This is a genomic window from Bradyrhizobium sp. BR13661 (assembly GCF_029892425.1).
Taxonomy (GTDB): Bacteria; Pseudomonadota; Alphaproteobacteria; order Rhizobiales; family Xanthobacteraceae; genus Bradyrhizobium.
Genome location: NZ_JARXWB010000016.1, coordinates 25,138 through 45,535 on the forward strand (window position 1 = coordinate 25,138; position 20,398 = coordinate 45,535).

General features: G+C 63.2%; 21 protein-coding genes. 10 read left to right on the plus strand and 11 right to left on the minus strand.

Features of this window, described 5'->3' with window-relative positions:
- Positions 1–173: 173 nt before the first annotated feature.
- A complete protein-coding gene (locus M2427_RS24725) occupies positions 174–1,736 on the plus strand; it encodes an adenylate/guanylate cyclase domain-containing protein (RefSeq protein WP_280709356.1) in 1,563 nt (520 codons plus the stop codon).
- A 127-nt stretch (positions 1,737–1,863) separates the two neighbouring features.
- Here M2427_RS24725 and M2427_RS24730 read toward each other — a convergent pair whose 3' ends face one another.
- From M2427_RS24730 to M2427_RS24745, 4 genes are all read right to left on the minus strand, one after another.
- The gene (locus M2427_RS24730) at positions 1,864–2,796 is read right to left on the minus strand and encodes a carboxylesterase family protein (protein WP_348521946.1); all 933 of its coding nucleotides are present in this window, start codon (positions 2,794–2,796) and stop codon (positions 1,864–1,866) included.
- Between the two features lie 126 nt (positions 2,797–2,922).
- The gene (locus M2427_RS24735; protein ID WP_280709359.1) at positions 2,923–3,420 is read right to left on the minus strand and encodes a hypothetical protein; all 498 of its coding nucleotides are present in this window, start codon (positions 3,418–3,420) and stop codon (positions 2,923–2,925) included.
- A gap of 216 nt (positions 3,421–3,636) precedes the next feature.
- Positions 3,637–3,771 (minus strand): hypothetical protein, encoded by a 135-nt coding sequence (locus tag M2427_RS24740; protein WP_280709360.1) that lies wholly within the window; start codon positions 3,769–3,771, stop codon positions 3,637–3,639.
- 152 nt (positions 3,772–3,923) lie between these two features.
- Entirely contained in the window at positions 3,924–4,313 is a 390-nt protein-coding gene (locus tag M2427_RS24745; protein ID WP_280709361.1) for a DUF1622 domain-containing protein, read from the minus strand.
- A 143-nt stretch (positions 4,314–4,456) separates the two neighbouring features.
- On the opposite strand from M2427_RS24745, the gene M2427_RS24750 reads away from it, so the two are divergent.
- The 3 genes from M2427_RS24750 (at position 4,457) to M2427_RS24760 (ending at position 6,636) form a co-directional block, all read left to right on the plus strand.
- Positions 4,457–5,755 carry a DUF2254 domain-containing protein gene (locus M2427_RS24750; protein WP_280709362.1) on the plus strand — a complete coding sequence of 433 codons (1,299 nt, stop codon included), beginning with the start codon at positions 4,457–4,459 and terminating at the stop codon, positions 5,753–5,755.
- Positions 5,752–6,405 (plus strand): hypothetical protein, encoded by a 654-nt coding sequence (locus tag M2427_RS24755; protein ID WP_280709363.1) that lies wholly within the window; start codon positions 5,752–5,754, stop codon positions 6,403–6,405. The genes M2427_RS24750 and M2427_RS24755 overlap by 4 nt, the downstream gene beginning before the upstream one ends.
- 69 nt (positions 6,406–6,474) lie before the next feature.
- Positions 6,475–6,636 (plus strand): hypothetical protein, encoded by a 162-nt coding sequence (locus tag M2427_RS24760; RefSeq protein WP_280709364.1) that lies wholly within the window; start codon positions 6,475–6,477, stop codon positions 6,634–6,636.
- Between the two features lie 73 nt (positions 6,637–6,709).
- On the opposite strand, the gene M2427_RS24765 is transcribed toward M2427_RS24760, so the two are convergent.
- Entirely contained in the window at positions 6,710–7,114 is a 405-nt protein-coding gene (locus tag M2427_RS24765; protein WP_280709366.1) for a DUF3606 domain-containing protein, read from the minus strand.
- 275 nt (positions 7,115–7,389) lie between these two features.
- Between M2427_RS24765 and M2427_RS24770 the strand changes: the two genes are divergently transcribed.
- Positions 7,390–7,530: a hypothetical protein gene (locus M2427_RS24770; protein ID WP_007597071.1), complete on the plus strand. Its 141-nt coding sequence runs from the start codon at positions 7,390–7,392 to the stop codon at positions 7,528–7,530.
- Here the strand turns inward: M2427_RS24770 and M2427_RS24775 are convergent.
- Genes M2427_RS24775 through M2427_RS24785 form a run of 3 tightly spaced genes read right to left on the minus strand, consistent with a single transcriptional unit; the run spans position 7,527 to position 11,357 of the window.
- Positions 7,527–9,113 carry an ATP-binding protein gene (locus tag M2427_RS24775; protein WP_280709368.1) on the minus strand — a complete coding sequence of 529 codons (1,587 nt, stop codon included), beginning with the start codon at positions 9,111–9,113 and terminating at the stop codon, positions 7,527–7,529. The genes M2427_RS24770 and M2427_RS24775 overlap by 4 nt on opposite strands.
- A complete protein-coding gene (locus M2427_RS24780; RefSeq protein ID WP_280709369.1) occupies positions 9,110–9,814 on the minus strand; it encodes a response regulator transcription factor in 705 nt (234 codons plus the stop codon). Before M2427_RS24780 ends, M2427_RS24775 begins: the two co-directional genes overlap by 4 nt.
- Before the next feature lie 13 nt (positions 9,815–9,827).
- Positions 9,828–11,357 (minus strand): DUF4173 domain-containing protein, encoded by a 1,530-nt coding sequence (locus M2427_RS24785; RefSeq protein WP_280709371.1) that lies wholly within the window; start codon positions 11,355–11,357, stop codon positions 9,828–9,830.
- Positions 11,358–11,545: 188 nt separating this feature from the next.
- Between M2427_RS24785 and M2427_RS24790 the strand changes: the two genes are divergently transcribed.
- A complete protein-coding gene (locus M2427_RS24790) occupies positions 11,546–12,886 on the plus strand; it encodes a glycoside hydrolase family 3 N-terminal domain-containing protein (protein WP_280709372.1) in 1,341 nt (446 codons plus the stop codon).
- Here M2427_RS24790 and M2427_RS24795 read toward each other — a convergent pair.
- From M2427_RS24795 to M2427_RS24805, 3 genes are all read right to left on the minus strand, one after another.
- Complete coding sequence (locus tag M2427_RS24795; protein WP_280709373.1) at positions 12,883–14,502, minus strand: ABC transporter substrate-binding protein; 1,620 nt, start codon at positions 14,500–14,502, stop codon at positions 12,883–12,885. The genes M2427_RS24790 and M2427_RS24795 overlap by 4 nt on opposite strands.
- Positions 14,503–14,596: 94 nt before the next feature.
- On the minus strand, positions 14,597–16,051 hold the full coding sequence (gene hydA / locus M2427_RS24800) for a dihydropyrimidinase (protein WP_280709374.1): 1,455 nt from the start codon (positions 16,049–16,051) through the stop codon (positions 14,597–14,599).
- Between the two features lie 82 nt (positions 16,052–16,133).
- Positions 16,134–16,763 carry a TetR-like C-terminal domain-containing protein gene (locus tag M2427_RS24805; RefSeq protein ID WP_280709376.1) on the minus strand — a complete coding sequence of 210 codons (630 nt, stop codon included), beginning with the start codon at positions 16,761–16,763 and terminating at the stop codon, positions 16,134–16,136.
- Positions 16,764–16,864: 101 nt separating this feature from the next.
- On the opposite strand from M2427_RS24805, the gene M2427_RS24810 reads away from it, so the two are divergent.
- From M2427_RS24810 to M2427_RS24825, 4 genes are all read left to right on the plus strand, one after another.
- Positions 16,865–17,560: a PspA/IM30 family protein gene (locus M2427_RS24810; RefSeq protein WP_280709378.1), complete on the plus strand. Its 696-nt coding sequence runs from the start codon at positions 16,865–16,867 to the stop codon at positions 17,558–17,560.
- Positions 17,561–17,600: 40 nt separating this feature from the next.
- Positions 17,601–17,876: a YiaA/YiaB family inner membrane protein gene (locus M2427_RS24815; protein WP_194464520.1), complete on the plus strand. Its 276-nt coding sequence runs from the start codon at positions 17,601–17,603 to the stop codon at positions 17,874–17,876.
- A 225-nt stretch (positions 17,877–18,101) separates the two neighbouring features.
- Positions 18,102–19,127 carry a hypothetical protein gene (locus tag M2427_RS24820; RefSeq protein ID WP_280709380.1) on the plus strand — a complete coding sequence of 342 codons (1,026 nt, stop codon included), beginning with the start codon at positions 18,102–18,104 and terminating at the stop codon, positions 19,125–19,127.
- A complete protein-coding gene (locus M2427_RS24825) occupies positions 19,124–20,329 on the plus strand; it encodes a hypothetical protein (protein WP_280709381.1) in 1,206 nt (401 codons plus the stop codon). Before M2427_RS24820 ends, M2427_RS24825 begins: the two co-directional genes overlap by 4 nt.
- The last annotated feature ends 69 nt before the right edge of the window (positions 20,330–20,398 follow it).

The following is a 20,398-nucleotide window of genomic DNA, read 5'->3' on the forward strand; positions in this document are numbered from 1 at the left end:
ATCAATGCTGGTTGATCGCGATCTTAAACATTCGTCATGAAACGAAAAGATGCCTGCCGCGACCCACCATAAAATGGGCTTGCGCTGCGCAGCGTTTGTTGCTCTGTGCAGCCCGCATGTTGTGCCGCAAATCGCCGGCGTTGCGGCAAAAGCGCACATAACGGAGCCACAGATTGAAACAAGAGATCGCCGAAGAACAGCGCAACCACGGCATCCTCGTGGGGGCCGTGGTCGTCTTCCTTCTTCTCGCCCTGCCGCTCGCGGTCTGGCTGGACCTGACGGAGCTGAACAAGACCGCGCTCCGCCGGCAAACCGCCGATCTCAATTCGGTTATCACAAGTGTGCGCAGCTACTATGCGTCCAACGTGGTCGGGCGCATCCTTGCCAACCCCAATGGCACGACGAAGGTCGTGCACAACTACGAATCCGTTCCCGGCGCGATCCCGATTCCGGCGACGCTGTCGCTGGAGCTCGGCCGTGTCATCGGCGCGCAGCAGGAAAATATCACCTACCGCTTCGTCTCCGATTTCCCGTTCCAGAACCGCGCGCCGCACCAGCTCGACCAGTTCGAGAAGGACGCGCTGGCCGCGCTCCGCGCCAATCCGGAGCAGAAGATCATCGACACCGATACCTCGCTGTTCTCCGACAAGGTCCGCCTGGTCGCGCCCGTCATCATGGGTCCGGCCTGCGTCAGCTGCCACAACAGCCATCCCGAGAGCCCGAAGAAGGACTGGAAGGTGGGAGACGTCCGCGGCATCCAGGAAGTCATCATCGCCCAGCCGATCGCGGCCAACATCTTCTCGTTCAAATTCCTGCTGGCCTATCTCCTCGTCGCCGCCGGCTGCGGCCTCTCGTTCCTGTCGCTGCAGCGCCGCCAGGCCAGCCGCATCAAGGGCATGAACAAGGAACTCGAATCCGCCAACGATTTCCTGGCCGCGCTGTCGATGAAGATCTCCCGTTACATCCCGCCCCAGGTCTACAAGAGCATCTTCTCGGGCCAGAAGGACGTGACCATCCACACCGAGCGCAAGAAGCTCACCATCTTCTTCTCCGACATCCAGAATTTCACCGCGACCACCGAGCGGCTGCAGCCGGAGTTGCTGACCCAGCTGCTCAACGAATATTTTACCGAGATGTCGGCGATCGCACACGAGCACGGCGGCACCGTCGACAAGTTCATCGGCGATGCCATGCTGATCTTCTTCGGCGATCCCGAGACCAAGGGCGATCGCGCCGATGCCCAGGCCTGCCTGCAGATGGCCTGGCGCATGCAACAGCGTCTCACCGAGCTGAATGCAAAATGGCGCGCCGCCGGCATCGAGCAGCCGTTCCGCTCGCGCATGGGCATCAATTCCGGCTATTGCAATGTCGGCAATTTCGGCAGCAGCGACCGCATGGACTACACCATCATCGGCGCCGAGGCGAACCTCGCCGCGCGCCTGCAGTCGATCGCCGAACCCGGCGGCATCGTGCTAAGCTACGAAAGCTTCGCGCTGGTCAGCGACATCGTCCACGCCCACGCGTTGCCGGCCATCACGATGAAGGGCATCAGCCGCGAGGTGATTCCGTATTCGGTCGATGCGCTGAACGACGCGGCCGCGGAGCGAAGCGGCGTCATTACCGAGCGCGCGCCGGGCCTGGAGCTCTATCTCGATCCGGCCGTTGTGAAGTCGGGTGATACCGCGCGCGTGCGCTCGCTGCTGGAGAGCGCACTGGCCTCGCTGAAGCCGGCGTGAGGGGATACACAAGCGGTCGTCATGCCCGGGCTTGTCCCGGGCATCCACGTTCTTTGTGCCGCGGCGATAGGCGTGGATGGCCGGGACAAGCCCGGCCATGACGCTGTGACCTTCGGTGCCGCAAACCCTACGGCAGCCCCCGCGCCTCCAGCTGATGCACCAGCAGCAGCGTCGGCTCCGCGAGACTATCACCAGAACCATCCAAACCAAACGCCGCAGCGATGCCGTCGCGGCTGCGCAGCAGCGTCGTGCGCGGGCAATGGCCGGCGCCGCAGAGCGTCTTCTTCAGTGTCTCGCCTTGCGCGACGAGGTTCGCCGGATCGTTCGCCGCCCAGGCCAGCAGGATCGGCGCCTCGACATTGAGGATGCCGGGATACACCGAGCGCTTGTCATATTGAGCGGCATCGAGGCCGAAATAGGCCTTCTCGCTGTCGCCCGCGTCCTTGCCGGTGCGGTAGATGCCGGAGACCAGCACCACGGCGGCGACATCGGCGCGGTCGGCCTGGAGTTCGGGATGCGCCAAGAGGCTCGCGATATGGAAGGCACCGGCGCCATAGCCGACCGCGACGATCTCGCGGGCATCGCCGTTGAACAGGTCGATATTGCCGTGGATCCAGGACAGCGCCGCCGCCACGTCGGTCGCGCCCATCGGCCAGGTCGCGGCCGGCGCCAGGCGGTAGTTCACGCGCACGCCGATCACGCCGTTGCGCGCCGCGAAGCACATCGCCTCGTCCTGGATCTCGCGGGACAGGTCCGGCGCGCCGCGATCGCCCGTAAAAGTGTCGCCGGCGACGAACAGCAGCACCGGCCGTGGCGTGTCCGCCTTGGTGGCCTCGCTGGTCGCGACGTCCAGCACATTGGCCTCGCTGTCGCCATAGCGCAGGCCGCGCGAGAACGTCACTTGCTCGCACAGCCGGGCGACGCCGCCGGCGGTGGTGTCGTTGTCGGTGAGGCCTGTCAGGACAAGGTCAGACGGCACGGCGAAGCGCGGCGGCAGGGGGCCGTGTGCAGAGGCGGCCGTTACGATCAGGAGAAACAAGAATGCGAGACAATTCTTCATCATCGGGGTGCCGGCCTTGCGCGCCCCATATTGGGGCGCCGGTTTGGCCTGTCTTTTCAATTCGCCTGACGACGTGTTGTTGTTCGATCTTGCGGCGATTTCACGGCACCTTCCATTCACCCCGGCTCAACTGCCCGGCTGGAACGTGCAATCCGCCCCGCTGCCGTCCTTCTGCCTGATGGCATTGGGGTCGATGGTGCAGCTCAGCTTGCTCAGGCTCTCGAAATTCGATCCCGCCGCACCGTCGGGCGGAATTCCGGCCAGCGCCTCGGTCGCGTAGATCTCGTTGGCCGTAGGCCCGTTCACGGTCTTGACGGTCTTGCCGAAGGTGACCTCGCAATTGCGCACGGTGATGTCGACATTGCCGGTGCGGCAGACGATCTTGTCGGCGGTCACGACGACAGGCTTCTTGTAGGGAATGTCGGAATTGGTGGCGAACAGCATCGCCACGGCTTTCTTCTCCGCGCCTGAGAGCGTCGGTGACAGCGGCGCGATCACGCCCGCCAGCGCCAGCGCCGTGGAGCCGGAAATTTTCGTCGGCGTGGCGCCGGATGCGCCCACGACATGAGAAGCGCCAGCGACGAGGATGGCGCCGGCGAGGCAGACTGAGATCGTGAGTTTCATAGGCGTCTCTCCTTGCCGGTCACGGTTTCGTCGTCGCGAAAAAACGCGCCGAGCGCGAGCCTATGACAGATTTCCGATCTGGGGGAAGGCACATTCACAGCCTTAGGGAGAGTTCACGTGCGGCTAAGATGAAGCCGGCCGCGTCGGACGGACGCGGCCGGCTGTCTGGTTCCGACGCGGGCAGGTAAATTGCCCGCCGGCGCCAACGCGATCAGCTCAGCTCGTCGGCCCGCCCTGGAGCGCGGTGAGCAGCTTGCCGCCGTCAGGCACGCCCCAGCTGGTGCAGGCATCCCATCCCGGACCTGCCTGGTATTGTCCCCCGAGCAGGCCGTCGGTGTCGTTGTTGCCCACGGTGATGTCGCGCAGCACGCCTGATGGCCCGAATGTGGAATAGACTAGGGCGTTGAAATTGCCGGACCGCCAAGAGATCCGCTTCCGACCAAGGCCCGTAAGAAAGCATCCTGCGACCTCGGCGTTGAGTGACTAAGTGGCCTGGTTTGCCGTTATTCCTCCGTATGGGTCTCCAAGACAAACTCTCGCTGCCAGGGCCACCGTCCTTCGATCTCGAGCGTCAGAGTCCAGCTTAGGAACGTCCGCACCAGGACGAGACCTGCAAGAAGACCCAGGCTGGAAAAAGTAAGCTGGATGGCGATCGTCTTCACGATGTCTGCCGCCACCAGCACTTCGAGACCAAGCAAGAGCGAACGTCCGATGCTGATCTTATAGCTGTTGTATCGAGAGGGGACATTACGCGAAAAAACGTACCGGCTCGACCAGACGATACCAGCCACAATGATCAGGACGCCAAAGACCTCGATACCGACGCCGACGAGGTGAATCCAGAAACTGGCTTCCGTCTCGAACATTGGCGAGGAATCGATACCGGTTTCCATGGCTCGGACCTGTTCTGTTTGTCCTTCCAAAACTGACTGCTTGGGTCATCCGGCCTTTGATCAGGATCAAGAGACCGCGGGCGATTGCGACGATGCTGGTATCATGACCAGACCACCGGATTGCCAGGGGGAGGGGAAGTGGCATGCAACTCTGGCTGATACCCACATTCTACGCCGCGGCCAGTATCGCAGCGGGCTTTTTGGTGCCGCGCCTCGAATCAAGGCTTCTGGCCTTCAGTCTCAACCTGTCGACGTCGTCGGCTCAGGCTTACCTGTCAGCGGTCGCTTCGGGCATGATGGCGCTCACCGGTATAGTCTTCTCGATTGCCTTTGTTCTCGTCCAATTCAACGCCGTAGTTTATTCGCCACGTCTCGTTGTCTGGTTCGCGCGAGACAGGCTGCTATTCCATTCGTTGGGTATGTTCGTTGCGACTTTCATGTACAGTCTTGCCACGCTGGCCTGGGTGGATCGCGCGGGAGTTGAAGGCGTCCCGTTCTTGTCAGCGGCCATTGTCGCGGTCATGCTGATGACCAGCGTGCTAATGCTCGCACAGCTCGTCCAGCGCCTGAACAATCTCCAGATCATGAAGGTGTTGCAGGCGTTGGGAGATACGGGTCGGGAGGTCATTGGACGCACCTATCAAACCGTCGCTTGGTCCACCTCGGGCAAGGAGCAAACGACCCACCAGCAATATGACACAACGCCCCTGACCGTCAGGCACCTCGGCAACCCGCAGTCTGTGACGTCCATCGATATCGCGAAGCTGGCCGTCTACGCTCGCCGGATGGACGGACTGATCGTCGTCGAATGCGCCGTTGGCGATACGCTCATAGAAGATAGCACTATCTTGCAAGCTCGCTGCGCCACCTCGATCATACCCGTGAAGGAGTTGAGTGCATGCATTCGTCTCGACGACCAGAGGACGTTCGAGCAGGATCCCAAATATGCGATCCGGCTGCTCGTCGATGTCGCGATCAAGGCGCTCTCTCCGGCCATTAACGATCCGACGACGGCGGTGCAGGCCATCGATCAGATCGAGGATCTGCTGCGGCGGCTCGCAAAGTGCGACCTGGAGGCTTGTCGCGCGTTCGATCAGGATGGATCCCTGAGAGTTGTCTATCGGATGCCGACATGGGGCGATTATCTTGCGCTCTCATTCGATGAAATCCGGCAGTTCGGATCCACCTCGATTCAAGTGATGCGCCGTTTGCACGCAGCTCTGGCGGAGCTTGCCAATTGCGCTGATGATAGGCGAGCGAAGGAAGTTCGCGCCTACCTCGGCCATCTGGATTCGGGGATCGAGCACTCTAGTTTCGATCCGCTAGACCGCGCTGCGGCTCGTATTGACGACCGACAAGGATTAGGCCTGTCGAGTCGCCAGGAGACGAACCAACTCGAATCGGCGACGCTGGCTGAGCGTGATGCACAGGCGGCGTCATGATGGTCGGAAGGACTAAATTGACAGGCGCGCAATTGCGCGCTCCGCGCGTTGCCGCCGCGGCCGGTGTCTTGTTCTCGGCACTGCTTCTCGCTGTTTTCCTCCTGATGCGTAGGTCCGTGCCGACCGATCCTCTCGAACCCGGAGCATGGCTTCGCGGTGAGACCGGAAGCGTAGCCTTGGCGCTCAACCTGGTCCCGTTCGCCGGGGTGGCGTTCCTGTGGTTTGTCGGCTTTCTGCGTGACCAGTTGGGAGCGCGCGAAGATCAGTTCTTCGCGACAATCTTCCTGGGAAGTGCAGTACTCTTCCTCGCCATGTTGTTTGCCGCTGCGGCAGTTATCGGCGCGATCATTCTCGCGTTTCATGCCGCTCCGGAAATGCTGATCAATTCCGCGACGTTCCACTTCGGTCGCGGTTTGGCATACGGAATGGTCAACATCTATCTCGTCAAGACGGCCTCCGTCTTCATGATTACGACGTCAACAATCGCGCTCTATACGGGTCTCACGCATCGGGCGTTGGCCTATGGTGGATACGCAGTCGCCGCAGTTCTTCTCATTGGGAGTTACTACATAGACTGGAGCCTTCTGGTATTCCCACTCTGGGTGCTCTTAGTCAGCACCAATATTTGGCTTAAACCGGAAGCCGTCTGAGCATGCCGCCGACTATTCTTGGCCCCGCGAGATAGTAGCGAGGACCGTGTATTTCACAGGAGCAGAACCATGGCCAATACCAAGAAGCTCTCGGTTGAAAAGGCGCTCGACAAGCTCAGGAAGAAGGATGACGCTCCCAAGTCCAAGACGACGCAGCGCGACGAGAAGCTCGAAGCCTTGAACGAGGAGATCAGGCGTATGAGGGCGCAGAGACTCCGGCTGGATCGGTAGCTACGTCGTCAAACGATGCGTCAATCATGCCAGCGTCAATCATGTCATGGCTAGGCCCTCATGAGGTCGTGTCCTAGCTGGTCTTCTTCCGCTTCGTCGCCTTCTTCACAGTCTTCTTGGCCGACTTCTTCTTCGCCGCCTTCTGGGCGGCCAGGTAGGCCTCGACCTTCTTGGAGGAATGGCCCGCGGCGGCGACGGCGGCCTTCAGCTTCGCCGGCGTGATCTTGAACTTCTTCGACCAGTAGCGGACTTCATAGGCTTCGCCGAGCGCGATCAGCTTCTTGTCGGCAGCGCGGTGCTTCTGCAGCTTGATGTACTCTTCGACCTTCTTGGCGGAGTGGCCGACCTTCTTGACCGCGTATTTCAGCTTGGCTGGCGTCACCTTGAATTTCTTCGACCAATAGGCGACTTCGTACTTCTCCGTGAGCGCAATCAGCTTGCGGTCCGCTCCGCCCCGCTTGGTCTTGTCGTCGGCCATGCTTCTCTCCTGCCCTGAATCGCCTACATCCAGTCTAACACGCAATCGGATTTTGCGGTGCGAGATGCTGCGTGCGTGGCGGTTGCGCGAGGCGGCGGTTTTGCCGCGCCAGCTCAAAGGGTTGGGGCGCGCCAGACCCGCTCATGCCGACAAGTTCGTTCTACTGTGCATGGGGTTGTTTTCGAGCTTTTTTGCTATTTCGCTCGTCCGTGATGGAACCTAATGGCATCTGGTGCGACTTATCCATGACACGGGCCAACACGTGCGAGGCTGTCATGGCAGAGAAGCATACCGCCGATCCGGCAGAGATCATGCGGGCGACCGGTCATCCCGAGCTGGAATACGCCGCCGGCTGGACCATCGCTGGTCTGGTCACCATCGGCACCATCGTCGCCGCCTGGGTGTTTGCGATCTAGGCCGCCGGAAACTGGAGCTCGAAGGCCACGCCGTCGTCGGTCGGCTTGAGCCTGATCGAGCCGCCATGGCTCGCCATCACCGCGCGCGCGATCGCCAGCCCCATCCCCGTACCGCCCTGATCGCGGCGGGTCGTGAAGAACGCGTCAAAGATCCTGTCGCGGTTCGGCGCCGAGATCGGCTCGCCGTCATTGCTCACGGTCAGCTTCAGCGTCGTCCGCTCGTCGACCGCCTCTAGCTTGATTGTCCCGGCCTTGTGCCGCATCGCATTGTCGGCGAGGTGCGACAGCACGATCAGCGCCTTCTCAGCCGACATGCCGATCGGCCGGTCAAGACTGCCGCTGGCTTCAATGGTATCAGCCGGAAACCGGCTCCTGAGGTCGGCGATCACGGGTGCGAGCTCCGTGCGCTCGTTCTGCGGCAGGCTCTCGGCGCGCGCCAGCTCCCGCAGCCGCTGCGCCATCGCCTCCAGCCGCTTTGTGTCCGACAGGATGTTGGCGATGAACGTCCGCTGCTCCGACGGCGTCAGTCCTTCGGGCTTGCCTTGATAAGAATCCTGCAACAGCTCGGCCGCGCCCTTGATCGAGGTCAGCGGTGATTTCAGCTCATGGGTGAGATGAGCCGAGAACGTGGCGATGTAGTCGGAGCGCCGCGCCAGCTGCTCGGCCATGCCGAGAAAGCTGTGCGACAGTTGTGCGAACTCGCGGGTGCCATAGTGCTTGAGCGGCTGGAACGCCTCGCGGTCGCCGCTTCGGATCCGGGCCGCCCGGTTGATCAGCTCGCGCATCGGCAGCGTGATGGTGCGCGAGAACACGAGCCCGATTGCGATCGTGCCGAGGATCACGGCGAGCCCCGCCAGCACGAATTTCGCGCGCTCCTGATAGAGATGGTCAAAGATATTGCTCGGCGTCCGCGTCGTGTAGATCACGCCTGCCACGCGGTTGTTGACGATGACGGGCATCGCCGAGAACACATGCACGCCGAGCCCGCGGCTGAAGGAATAGATCGGCGGCGGCTGCTTGTCCGGCACGCGGTTGCGTAATGTGGCGCGGTATTGTCCGTGCAGCGCGTCCGCGACCTCCTCGATATGGGCGAGTGACTGCCCGACCTCCTGCCGCCCGGCGATCACGACGCCCTGCGGATCGAGGATGCGAAAGCCCGCCAGCGTCACCTTCTGCGTCTCGCGGATGATCGGCGTCAGCTTTGCGCCGATCTCGACATAAGCGGCTTGCGCGGGCCGAGGCGCGGCCTGCGCATCAGGCCGTCGCCGCAACAGGTCGTTGGCGGTGAGGTCGAGCGCGGGCCGGATCGGCGTGAACTGGTCGCCGGGATCCGGCAGCACGTTCGGTGGCACTTCGGCGCCGAGCGTCAGGCCGCTGCCGAGCCGGGCTTCGACCTCCTGGGCGTAGATCGTCGCCAGCACGCGGCTCTGCGCGATCAGTTCGGCCTGGGTCTGGCGGATCAATTGATTGTCGTAAAGGCGGAAGAAGAACAGGCCGACCAGCGGCAGGACGGCGACGGTTGCGAGCACCGCGAAGATCACGAGCCCGAGCGACGGCCGCCATTTGTCGGGGGCCGCACTCATGTCTCTTTCTCGCAGCGGCCGAGCTTGAAGCCGACGCCGTGGATGGTCTCGATCACGTTGTCGCAGGCGAGCGCCGCGAGCTTGGCGCGGATGTTGCGGATGTGGCTGTCGATGGTGCGGTCCGAGACCTGGATGTTGAGCTGGTAGGCCGCCCGCATCAGCTGCTCGCGATGGAACACCGAGGTCGGGCGGGTCAGGAACGCGCGCAAAATGCCGAACTCGATCGCGGTCAGCTTGAGCGGCGTGCCGGAAAAGGACGCCACGTGCTGCTCGGGATCGATCAGCAATCCGCCTTGCGACAGCGCGCCCGGCCCGGCCTTGGCCTCGCCGTTGCGCGGGCTGAGCCGACGCAGGATGACGTTGACCCGCGCCACCAGCTCGCGCGGGCTGAACGGCTTTGTGACGTAGTCGTCGCCGCCGATCTCGAGGCCGAGGATGCGGTCGATCTCCTCGTCGCGCGCCGACAGAAACAGGATCGGCACGTCGGAGCTCTTGCGGATCTCGCGGCAGACGTCGAGGCCGTCGAACTCCGGCATGCCGATGTCGAGGACGATCAGGTCGGGCCTGTCGGCGGCAAAGCGGACAAGCGCCTCCCTGCCGTCGCGGGCCTCGACCACGTCCATGCCGGCTTTCTTCAGGGCGACGCGGATGACTTCGCGGATATGGCCCTCGTCGTCGACGATGAGAATACGATGCGCCAAAGTAACTCTCCGCTCACCCGGCCGGCTGACTGCTGGCCTCGCCTCTCGCCTCGGCATCGAGCCTGTGCTGCAGTCGCCAGCTTCGAAAGCCCCAGGCCCGCCAGGCCAAGTCGCGACGTTGCTGTTCTACAAGGTCGCCGCGCCGCGACACAAGGTAGTAGCGCTTCGCTGAAAAATCTCTCACGCTGGTGTTCGTCAACAGTTCAACCGCCTTATCGATCGCGGGAAGTGACTGCGGTCCGAGCGAGAGGAGATAGGTGGTGTCTATCTGCACGCCGTTGCCTGTCCTCTCCTGGCTGTGCGCAACATTGTAGTCTGCAATGAGGGCGTCGAAGTTCACCAGCGAGCATATATACACCACCATCGTTAACGCGATGAGATTGGCGCTGATGAGCCACCGGTTGGACCGGTCGAGCGCAATTCGTGTGACGATCAGGACCAGCCCAAGAGCCACCAGCCCCATCCAGATGAAAGCCGCGATGCGCCAGTAGGTCAGCATGTAGATGTCCACATAGAGACCGAGGCGAAGGACAGAGGACGCGACCAGGAGCACGTTCTGCCCGACCCAGAGATAGACCAGCGGCCGGATCACGGTCGACTTCGCGGCCGGCGCGCCTGGCCGCATCGCGACCAGCACGAAGGCGGCGGCGAGCAGCGCGGTCGCGATCAGCGGATAGGCGCCGCGATGAGCATAGGCGGCATAGGTCATGTTAGCGGGCAAGGCCACATGACCCCAGAGATAGAGGCCATCGAGAATGGACTGCGCCGCGAACAGCAGGTTGAACAGGATCAGGGAGCGCAAGATCGTCGACGGGCCGAGGAATTCGGTCGGAATGATGGGTGCGAGCGGCTCCGGCTCGGCGACATCCACGGCGGTCGTGGTGACGACCTTCCTGCGCCGCCACCTCACATGGATGAACGGCCAGACCAGCGCCAGCATCATCGTCCAGAACAGCACGCGCGGAACGCTGACATAGTCGAGCATGACCTTCGGATTGAGCAGGGACACCCATTGCTCGATCACCGGATTGGCTGCGGCGAAAAGTGCGACGAAGACCGAGCCGAGCGCTGCCGGCAGCAGCCAGAGCGCGATGCCGCGAGTAAACGCCGACATGTTGAAGATCTGAAGCACTTCGAGGAAGAACCTGAAGGGGCCGAACAGGACGAAGTTGCGCAGTGCGCGCAGGCGGTCCGCGAGGCCGGTCGTCTCGGGATTGGTCGTGAGCAGCAGGGCCATGAGCAATGCGGTGACGAGGACCAGGAACGAAAGCGTGTTCAGCTCCTCGACGGCTGGCACGAGCCCTGCGATCAGAATAACGGCGCCGATAGTCGCGCGCCGCGAATCCAGGGTCGCGTGATTGAAGAGCCCGGAGACGCAGACGATTGCGATCGCGAACAGCGAGAGCGACAGCCCGATCGGCTCGCCATAGAACAGCCAGTCCGCAAGCGCGGTCAGCGCCAGCGTCAGGCCGACCTTGGCGGGAACCGAGGAATGCCTATTTGGATGGAGGTCTGCCGCGATCGTCGAAGCCAGGCTCGTCATGTCCAAAGCACCTTTCGTGATGGGTGGCGTCACGAAATCTGCACGGCGCTCGTGCAGAAGCCGGGATCATCGTCTGCATGGTTTCAGGAGTCTTTTGCAGATTTCGTGCAGGCGCGCTTTTGGTTCTCGCGTAGCACTGATCGCTTTGATAGGTGCGAAGCATCCGCCACTCCCGGACGTGATGCATCATGCAATTCCTCCGTCGCATCGGCCTCATCCTGCTTTGGCTTGCCGCACTTCTCGTTGCATTGGCCGCTGCGAACAAGAATGATCCCTATCTGGTCTCGCTGCGCGGCGTTGGAAACATCGCGCTTGTCGCCGCAAGCGTTGCGATCGTCATCGGGCTGCTGCGGAGAGGTAGGCAGAGCGTCTCCGCCAAGCTACTCGTCATGCTCTGGTGCCTGCCGCCGATGCTGATGGCGGCAGCGCATCTGAGCTTCGAGCTGCGCAAGCACGACGTTCTCAGCGCAGGCGTGATTGAGGCGCGGACCCTCGGGCCTCATTTCATGGTGGGCTATTCGTCATTCCCCGAGGTCGCGCGTCTCGCCGAGCAAGGCCTGATTGGCGGTGTCTACGTCACCCGGCACAACATCCGCGGCAGCTCGATCGATGCGCTGCGCGCCGAGATCGCGGCGCTCCAGGACATCAGGCGCACGGCCGGGCTGGCGCCTCTGATCGTCGCCGCGGATCAGGAGGGCGGCATCGTCGGGCATCTGGCGCCGCCGCTGACCAAGGTGCCGGCGCTGGCGACGCTCGCCGGGCTTGCTCCTGATGATCAGCAGGCCAAAGCGCGAGAGTTCGGCCGCATCCATGGCCGCGAGCTTGCCGGCCTCGGCGTCAACCTCAATCTCGCGCCAGTGCTTGATCTCAAACCGCCGAATCGACGTAATCGCCTCGATTTCCACACGCTGATCGGCCAGCGCGCGATCGCGACCGATCCGGTCGTCGTCAGCACGATCGCGAGTGCCTATGTGCGCGGGTTGGAAGAGTCTGGCGTCGGCGCGACGCTGAAGCATTTTCCGGGCATCGGGCGCGTGCGCACCGACACGCACCATTTCAGTGCCGACCTCAATACGCCGGTCAAGGAGTTGGAGGCGACCGATTGGCTGCCGTTCCGCGAGGTGCTGTCGCAGTCGCGCAGCGCGCTCATGGTCGGCCATGTCACGCTCACTGCCGTCGATCCCGATCGCGCGGCCTCGCATTCGAGGCGCGTCGTCGATGGCATCATCCGCAACAAGTGGAATTATCAGGGCGTGGTGATGACCGACGACCTCGTAATGGGCGCGATCTACCAGCACGATGTCTGCAAGGCCGTGGTCGAGGCCATCAACGCCGGTGTCGATCTCCTGCTGGTCGCATATGATGGTGCACAGTTCTACCGCATCTTTGGCTGCGCCCTCGACGGATCGCGTCAAGGCAAGCTCGATGCGGCGATGCTGCAAGCGAGCAGCGCCCGGCTGGAGAGGGACTTTTCGATCGAGCAGGCACGAGCGGCGTCAGTCGCCACCCGCGTCGTCAACAGGAATTAGCCCTTTGCGAATTGGCGGTAGTCCGGTTCGCGGTGAAACCAGAATTCGTAGCCCGTCACGCTCTTCTGCATGGCAACGTCGTGGATCGGCTGGTTGAGCGGGATGACGGGAACGTCGTGCATGCAGAGCGTGATGAAGTCCTTTACGGCCTTGTCGTACTCGGCCGCATCGCTTGTGAAGCGGGCCTTGTCGATCAACGCGTCCATCTGCTTGTTCTGATACGAGGAGGTGTTGAAGATCGAATTGCTGCCGTGGAAATTCCAGTAGAAATAGTACTCGGGATAATCCAGCCAGCCGCTGAAGCGGTTGAGCGCGAGCGGCAGCTCCTTCTTGTTCAGCGTGGTTCGCCAGTTGGCACCGGGGATCTTCTCGATCGACGCTTTGATGCCGATCTTGGCGAGGTTCTCCTGGATCAGGATGGCAGTCGGCTCGCCGACGGTGGCCGTGCCGGTGTCGAGCGACAGCGTCGTCTCCAGTCCGGACTCGAAGCCCGCCTCTTTCATCAGCGCCTTGGCTTTGTCGAGATCGGTGACGTAAGGAGAGGGCTGGGGCCAGACCGGCTTTGAGACCTCAACTGCTCCGCTATACATCGGAACGGCGCGCCCGAAGAACGCGCTGCTCTGGATCTGCTCGTAAGGCATCGCCCAGGCAATGGCTTGGCGAAGCTTCACATTGTCGAACGGCGGCTTGGCCGTGTTCAGGGCGACATACCAGAGCGCATTGGGAATCGGCACGCCCGAAACCTTGACCTTGCCCTCCTTGATGATCTGCTCGAAATCGCGCGGCGCAAATCCGCTCGAGATGTCTGCATCGCCCCGCTCGAGCATGGCGCGACGCGTTCCGGCCGAGGGGACGTCGCGCGCGATCACACGTTTCACTTTCGGCAATGGCCCGCTCTTCCAGTCGTCGAAGCGCGCCAACACGGTCTCGCTGCCGGGCTTCCAGCTTTCGATCCTGTAGGCGCCGCCACCGGCTTCGTTGGTCTTGAGCCAGGCCAGCGCCCAGGGATCTTCGGCCGTTGCGTTCTTTTTGGCGAGCTCGGAATTGATGATGAAGGGCACAACGACGGCCACGTTGAACAGCAGCATCTTGTCCTTGCGGACATAGTCGATGCGGAAGATGTGGTCGTCGACCACCACGAACTGCTCAGGCTTCTCCAGCGATCCCGCCGACATCTGGAAGGTCGGAAAGCCGCCGACCTTGACCGCGCGATCGAACGACCATTTGACGTCTTTGGCGGTGACCGGCGTGCCGTCGTGGAATTTGGCGTCCTTGCGAAGCTTGAAGGTGCAGGACATGCCGTCGGCGGCCACCTCCCAGCTCTCGGCGAGCTCGGGCGCGAGCTTCTCGCGGTCGTAGGACAGCGTGCCGTCGGGTAGTGTTTTCGATGCGTAGGAGAGCAGGCGGTCGTAGCAATTCCAGGACAGGCCGTTCACGGTCTGGTTGGAGCCGACGCCTTGCATGTCGAGAGAGTTCGGGCCGAGCTCCTGCACCACCAGCAGCGTCTCGCTGCGTGCCTGGCCCCAGGCGAAAGGCGGAAGCGCCGTCATCCCAGCCGCGCCCAGACCACCGAGGAGGACGTTGCGGCGGCTCAGATCAAACGACGATGGGCGCATGAATGCCTCCTTGAGAGCGATTTGCTAGTCAAAGAGGCAAAGCGCATGCCATCGGCTGCGCTTCATGACGTCGCATGTTGCGCGAGCGGCGCTGCTACGGCGTCACCGCGCCGCGCTCGACGCCGCGCGGGGCGGTCAGCTCTTTCCAGGTCGAATTGGCGACATGCACCGGAGAGAACGCCGGACGCTCGACATAGTGTCCGTCGCCCGCCTCGGCGCGCAAGTTCCCGTCCTTCCACACGATACGACCGCGCGAGAGCGTCGCCGCCGCGCCGCCGGTGCAGGCAAAGCCTTCGAACACATTGTAGTCGATCTTGCTCATCTGTCGCTTCGCGCTGATGGTCTTGCTCGCCTTCGGATCCCACACCACGAGATCGGCATCGGAGCCGACGGCGACAGCGCCCTTGCGCGGATAGATGTTGAGAATGCGAGCGATGTTCGTTGACGTCACTGCGACGAATTCCTCTTTCGTCAGCCGCCCCGTGGCGACGCCCGCTGTCCATAGCAGCGCCAGGCGATCTTCCAGGCCGCCTGTGCCATTCGGGATCTTCCTGAAGTCGCCGAGGCCGAACCGCTTCTGCTCGGTGGTAAAGGCACAATGGTCGGTCGCGACCACTTGCAGCGAGCCGGACTGCAGGCCGGCCCACAGGCTGTCCTGATGCGATTTGTCGCGGAACGGCGGTGACATCACGCGCTGCGCGGAATGATCCCAATTCTTGTTCTGATATTCACCCTCATCGAGCAGCAGATGCTGGATCAGCGGCTCGCCATAGACGCGCTTTCCCGCCGCCCGTGCCCGCGCAATCGCCTCATGCGCCTCGCGGCAACTGGTGTGCACGATATAAACAGGCGTGCCGGTCATATCGGCAATCATGATGGCGCGGTTGGTGGCCTCGCCCTCAACCTCCGGCGGCCGCGAATAGGCGTGCCCTTCCGGGCCCGTGACGCCGCGCGCGATCAGGGCTTCCTGCATCAGCGCGACGACATCGCCGTTCTCGGCGTGCACCACCGGCATCGCGCCGAGATGGGCGCAGCGCGCGAACGAGTTGTAGAGCTCGTCGTCGTTCACCATCAGCGCGCCCTTGTACGCCATGAAATGCTTGAAGGTGTTGATGCCGTAGGTTTTGACCACGGTCTCCATCTCGTCATAGATCTGCTTCGACCAGGACGTCACCGCCATGTGGAAGCCGTAGTCCGTCGCCGCCTTTTCGGATTTGTGCCGCCACTCCTGATAGGCCGCGAGCATCGATTGGCCGGGATCGGGCAGGCAGAAATCCACGACCATGGTGGTGCCGCCGGTCAGGGCCGCCTTGGTGCCCGATTCGAAATCGTCGGCAGTGACGGTGCCCATGAACGGCATTTCGAGATGGGTGTGGGGATCGATGCCACCGGGAATGACGTAGGCGCCGCCGGCGTCGAGGATCTCCGCTCCCGTCGGCGCCGTAATCGATGCACCGACCGCGACGATGGTATCGCCGTCGATCAGCACGTCCGCTCGGCGCGAATGATCATGATTGACGACGGTTCCGCCGCGGATGAGGAGGGACATGGGAACTCCGAAGGAGAGGGGAGAGGAAGGACCGCAGCGAAAGCTAAGCACGCCGGTCGCGATACAACAGGCGAAATTTTAGTCAGCTGCGCTCTTTTGGTCCCGACGACGCGCGCGCGATAAGTCCGTCGATCATCGCACGCACGAGGCCGGCGATCTCCTTGCGCAGCGCCGGCAGAGGCACGGCGACCAGCTTCTGCTCCAGTCCGAGCGCGACCATGCCGTGCACCGCCGAGAACAGGCTGCGCGCGGTGATGCCGAGTTCCGCCGGGCTGCGTTTGGGAAACAACGCGGCGAGCGGCCCATAGATGTGCCGGAACAGCTGCATCTGGTCCTCGATCGACCAGTCGGGGACAATCTTGTCGGCTTCCATGCGATGTTCGAACAGCGCGCGCCAGAGCTGGAGATTCCCCGCGGCGAAATCGCAATACGCGATCGCGATGCGAACCAGCGTCTCCTGCGGCGAGAGCTCACCGGCGCTTTCCGCGGCACTCAGCGCCGCATCGAGCCGCAGCAGCGTTCGGGAGCCGACGCGCAGGATCAGCTCGTCGACATCGGCGACGAGATTGTAGACCGCGCCGTTGGCGCAGCCGATCTCGCGGGCGAGATCGCGCGTCTTCAGGCCGGCCAATCCGCGGGCAGCGATCATCCGTTCTGCCGCCAGGATCAGGTCTTCCCGTAATTTCTCTCGACGTTCCAGCGCTTTAGACATTTGTTAACCATAATCGTGAGCGTTGCTCAAATTTCTCTTGAGCAGCGCTCAAGGTATGCTACAAAGCATCCGTGAGCAATGCTCATAACAGGGAGCAAGCAATGTTCAAGACCGTCGTCACACTTTTCCGCGGCAGCGTCGCGGCCGCCGGCGAGGAACTCGAAGACCGCACGGCCCTGCTGATCCTCGACCAGCAGATGCGCGACGCGGCCGCAGCCGTCGAGCGCAGCAAGCGGACGCTGGCGCTGGCGATCGCGCAGGACCAGCAGGAGGGCCGCAAGCTCGAGGCCACCGTCGCCCGCATCGCCGATCTCGAGACCCGCGCGGTTGCGGCGCTCGATGGCGGCCGCGAGGATCTCGCCAAGGAGGCCGCCGAAGCCATCGCAGGCCTCGAGGCCGACCGCGACGCGGCGCTGACGGCGCGGGCGCTGTTCGCGACAGAGATTGTCCGCCTGAAGCGGCACGTCGCGAACGCGCAGGCCCGCATCACCGAGCTCGATCGCGGCCGCCGGGTCGCCCGCGCCTCCGAGGCGGTGCGCTCGCTCCGCCGCAGCGGCATCGAGGCAGCTCGCCCCTACGAATCCACGCTGCCGGAGGCGGAGAACACCTTGCGACGCCTGCGCGATCGCCAGATCGAGGCCCAGGCCGCCGACGACGCGCTGGTCGAGCTCGATGCGGCCACCGGCCCGCTCGCCACCGCCGAGAAACTCGCCGAGCAGGGCTTTGGCCCCCGGCTCAAGACAACCGCGGACGACGTGCTGGCGCGGTTGAAGTCCAAGCGCACACCGACTGCCTGATCTCAAACCCACCCATCATCAGAACCAACAGGAGACGACCATGAACCAGAACGGCCAACCCCACAGCAGCGCCTGGGTGACCTTCACTTACGCGTCCTTCGCAGCCTCCGCTTTCCTCGTCGCGCTCGGCGTCTTCTTCCTGCCGATCGACCTCTGGATGAAGGGCTACCTGACCATGGGCATCGTGATGCTGATTCAGACCTGCGTCACTTTGACCAAGACCGTGCGTGATAACCACGAGAGCAGCCGCCTCGTGAACCGCATCGAAGACGCCAAGGCCGAACGCCTGCTGATGGAGGTCTCCAAGGCTGCCTGATCCAAGGCTGCCTGATCCAAGGCCGCTTGATTCAAGGCTGCCTGAACGGAGAACATGTCGAAGCAGAGCGGCGGATGCAGGTGCATCCGCCGCTTTCGCGCATTTCCGGTCATTTGCCACGGCCGCCGAAAGATATCCTTTACCCTGCAACCGGTGCGCGAAACGCCGATCATCGCTCCTTAATCGCCTTACGCGAGAAACCTTTCCGATCACGGGCAGGCGGACATGGCAGACGCAGGGAGCAAACGGAGCTGGCGACATCTGCGCGACGCCGCCGGACGGCTGCGCAGCCATGCGTCGTTTTGGCTCAAAGCCTTCGCCCAGCCGGCCATCGATCTTTCCTTGCGGACCCATCCCGGGCACGTGACCCGCATCGTTGAAAGTCCCGGGGTCTCGCTGCAGCAGGACGAGCTGGACCATCTGGTCGCACAGCTCCGCATGGTGGCGTCTCAAACGCTGCCGGCCGATGAGCTGACCTACGGCATCTTCTCCGGCGAGCGCGAGCGCCTCTCTCGCGCCATCGTCACCCTGATCTCCGAGGAAGGGAGCGGGCGGCCGATCGCGTTCAACGCGCTGTCGATGATGCAGGTCGAGCTCGACGGTGCGCCTGTCGACGTCACCCATCTCGGGCTCGTGATGGTCGATCCCGACGCGCGCGGGCAGGGGCTCTCCTGGGTGCTCTACGGCCTGACCACGCTGGTGCTGTTCCTGCGCGACGGAATGCGGCCGCGCTGGATCTCCAATGTGACCCAGGTGCCGTCAGTGGTCGGCATGGTCAGCGAGACCTTTTCCGACGTCTATCCGTCGCCGCGCCCCGAATCACGCCAGAGTTTTGCGCATCTGCAACTCGCCCGCGGCATCATGCGCCAGCATCGTGGCGTGTTCGGCGTTGGCCCCGACGCCGGCTTCGATGAGAGCCGTTTCGTCATCACGGATGCCTATACCGGTGGCTCCGACGCGCTGAAGAAGACCTTTGACGAGGCGCCAAAGCATCGAGACCCGCAATACGCGGAATTCTGTGCTCGAGAGCTGAACTACGAGCGCGGCGACGATGTCCTCCAGATCGGCCGCATCGATCTTGCCGCTGCGCGCGCCTATCTGTTCGAGCAGGTGCCGCATCGTTCGCTGCCCGGTCTGTTCGTGGCATCGCTCTTTCTCGGCCTGCAACGGCTGGTGCTGCCGGTCGTCCACTGGCTCGACGACAGCAAGAGTTTTGGCACGCTGCGGCCGCGGCAGGGGAATGGCCGATGACATCAGCTGTCATTGCTTCCGCGATCGTCAATGTCTGCGCCGTGATCGGACTCGGCGTCGCCATGCTCGCGCTTTACCGCCGCGATGCGCGCAGTCCTTTGACGGTACGGTTCGTAATCGCGCTCGGCATCGTCGCGCTGCTGTTTCTATTGCGAAGCGCTGCGTGGCTGACCGGAAGCAGCCTGCTCGACGATCTCTCGGTGATCCCGGCTGCCTTCATACCCTTCGGCGCGCTGATCGTGACCGAGGGCATGCTGCGGCGGCACGCGCCCCGCGCCATCAAGCTTGCCGTGATCATCGGCGCCGTCGTGCTCGGCCCCGGTGGCGCCGTTGGCCTCGGGCATTTCGATACGCCTTACGCCATTGCGCTGGCGCTGTTCCAACTCGGTGGCTTTGCCGCTTGTGCATTCCTGCTTGCGACGCGTGATCGGGCCTCGCTGATGGCCTCCGAAAATCGCGGCATCGACCGCATGACGATCGGCGCGATCATCGTGCTGCCCTTCATCATCACTGATTTTGCGGCCTTGATGCCTGATATGCCGGTCAGGCTCGGCGCACTCGGGGCGTTGCTTGTTGTGACCGCCGTCCTGATCGCCGGCAGCAGCGCTGAAGCACGCTGGCATGGCGTGCTACTGACCATTCTGCGGCTTGGAAGTTCGGTGTTGCTTGGTCTCGCTGCCGCCTTCGTCGCGCCCGATGCCGATGCGGTCCAGATCGTCCGCTTCTGCGCTGTGGCCGTCGCGGGCGTGCTGACCATCGGCCTGATGACCGATACGCTGCGGGCCTATCTCGAATCCCGCACGCCCGGCATGCTGAGCTCCGTCGCAGTGTCGTCAGCCACCACCCGCGAACAGTTGATTGCCGAGCTGCTCCGCCATCCGCTGTTCGAGAGCGCGCAGCGGCTTCGCGAGGCTGATCTTTCGGCCTACGATCCGCTTCTGCTTCGCAACAGGCTCTCGACGCATCGCGTGCTGCGAAGGTCAGACGCGCCTTGGGGACATCCGCCGGCCGATCCCGCCGTGGAACGGCTGGTGTCGCTGCTGGCTGCGGGAAACGCGACGCATCTCGTCGTGCTCTCGTCGGATCCCGTCGACATCCTCGTGCTCGCCGTTCCCGTGATCTCCGCCGATCCCGCCACCGAGACCGCGATTGCGCTGGTGCAGCGGATCCTGATCATGGCGGACGCAGGCGCGCCCGCCTGACCTCATATCGCGCCTGCGAAATGCAACCGAGCCATGACGGATCGCGCACGTCTGCGCCCTTGCGCGTGG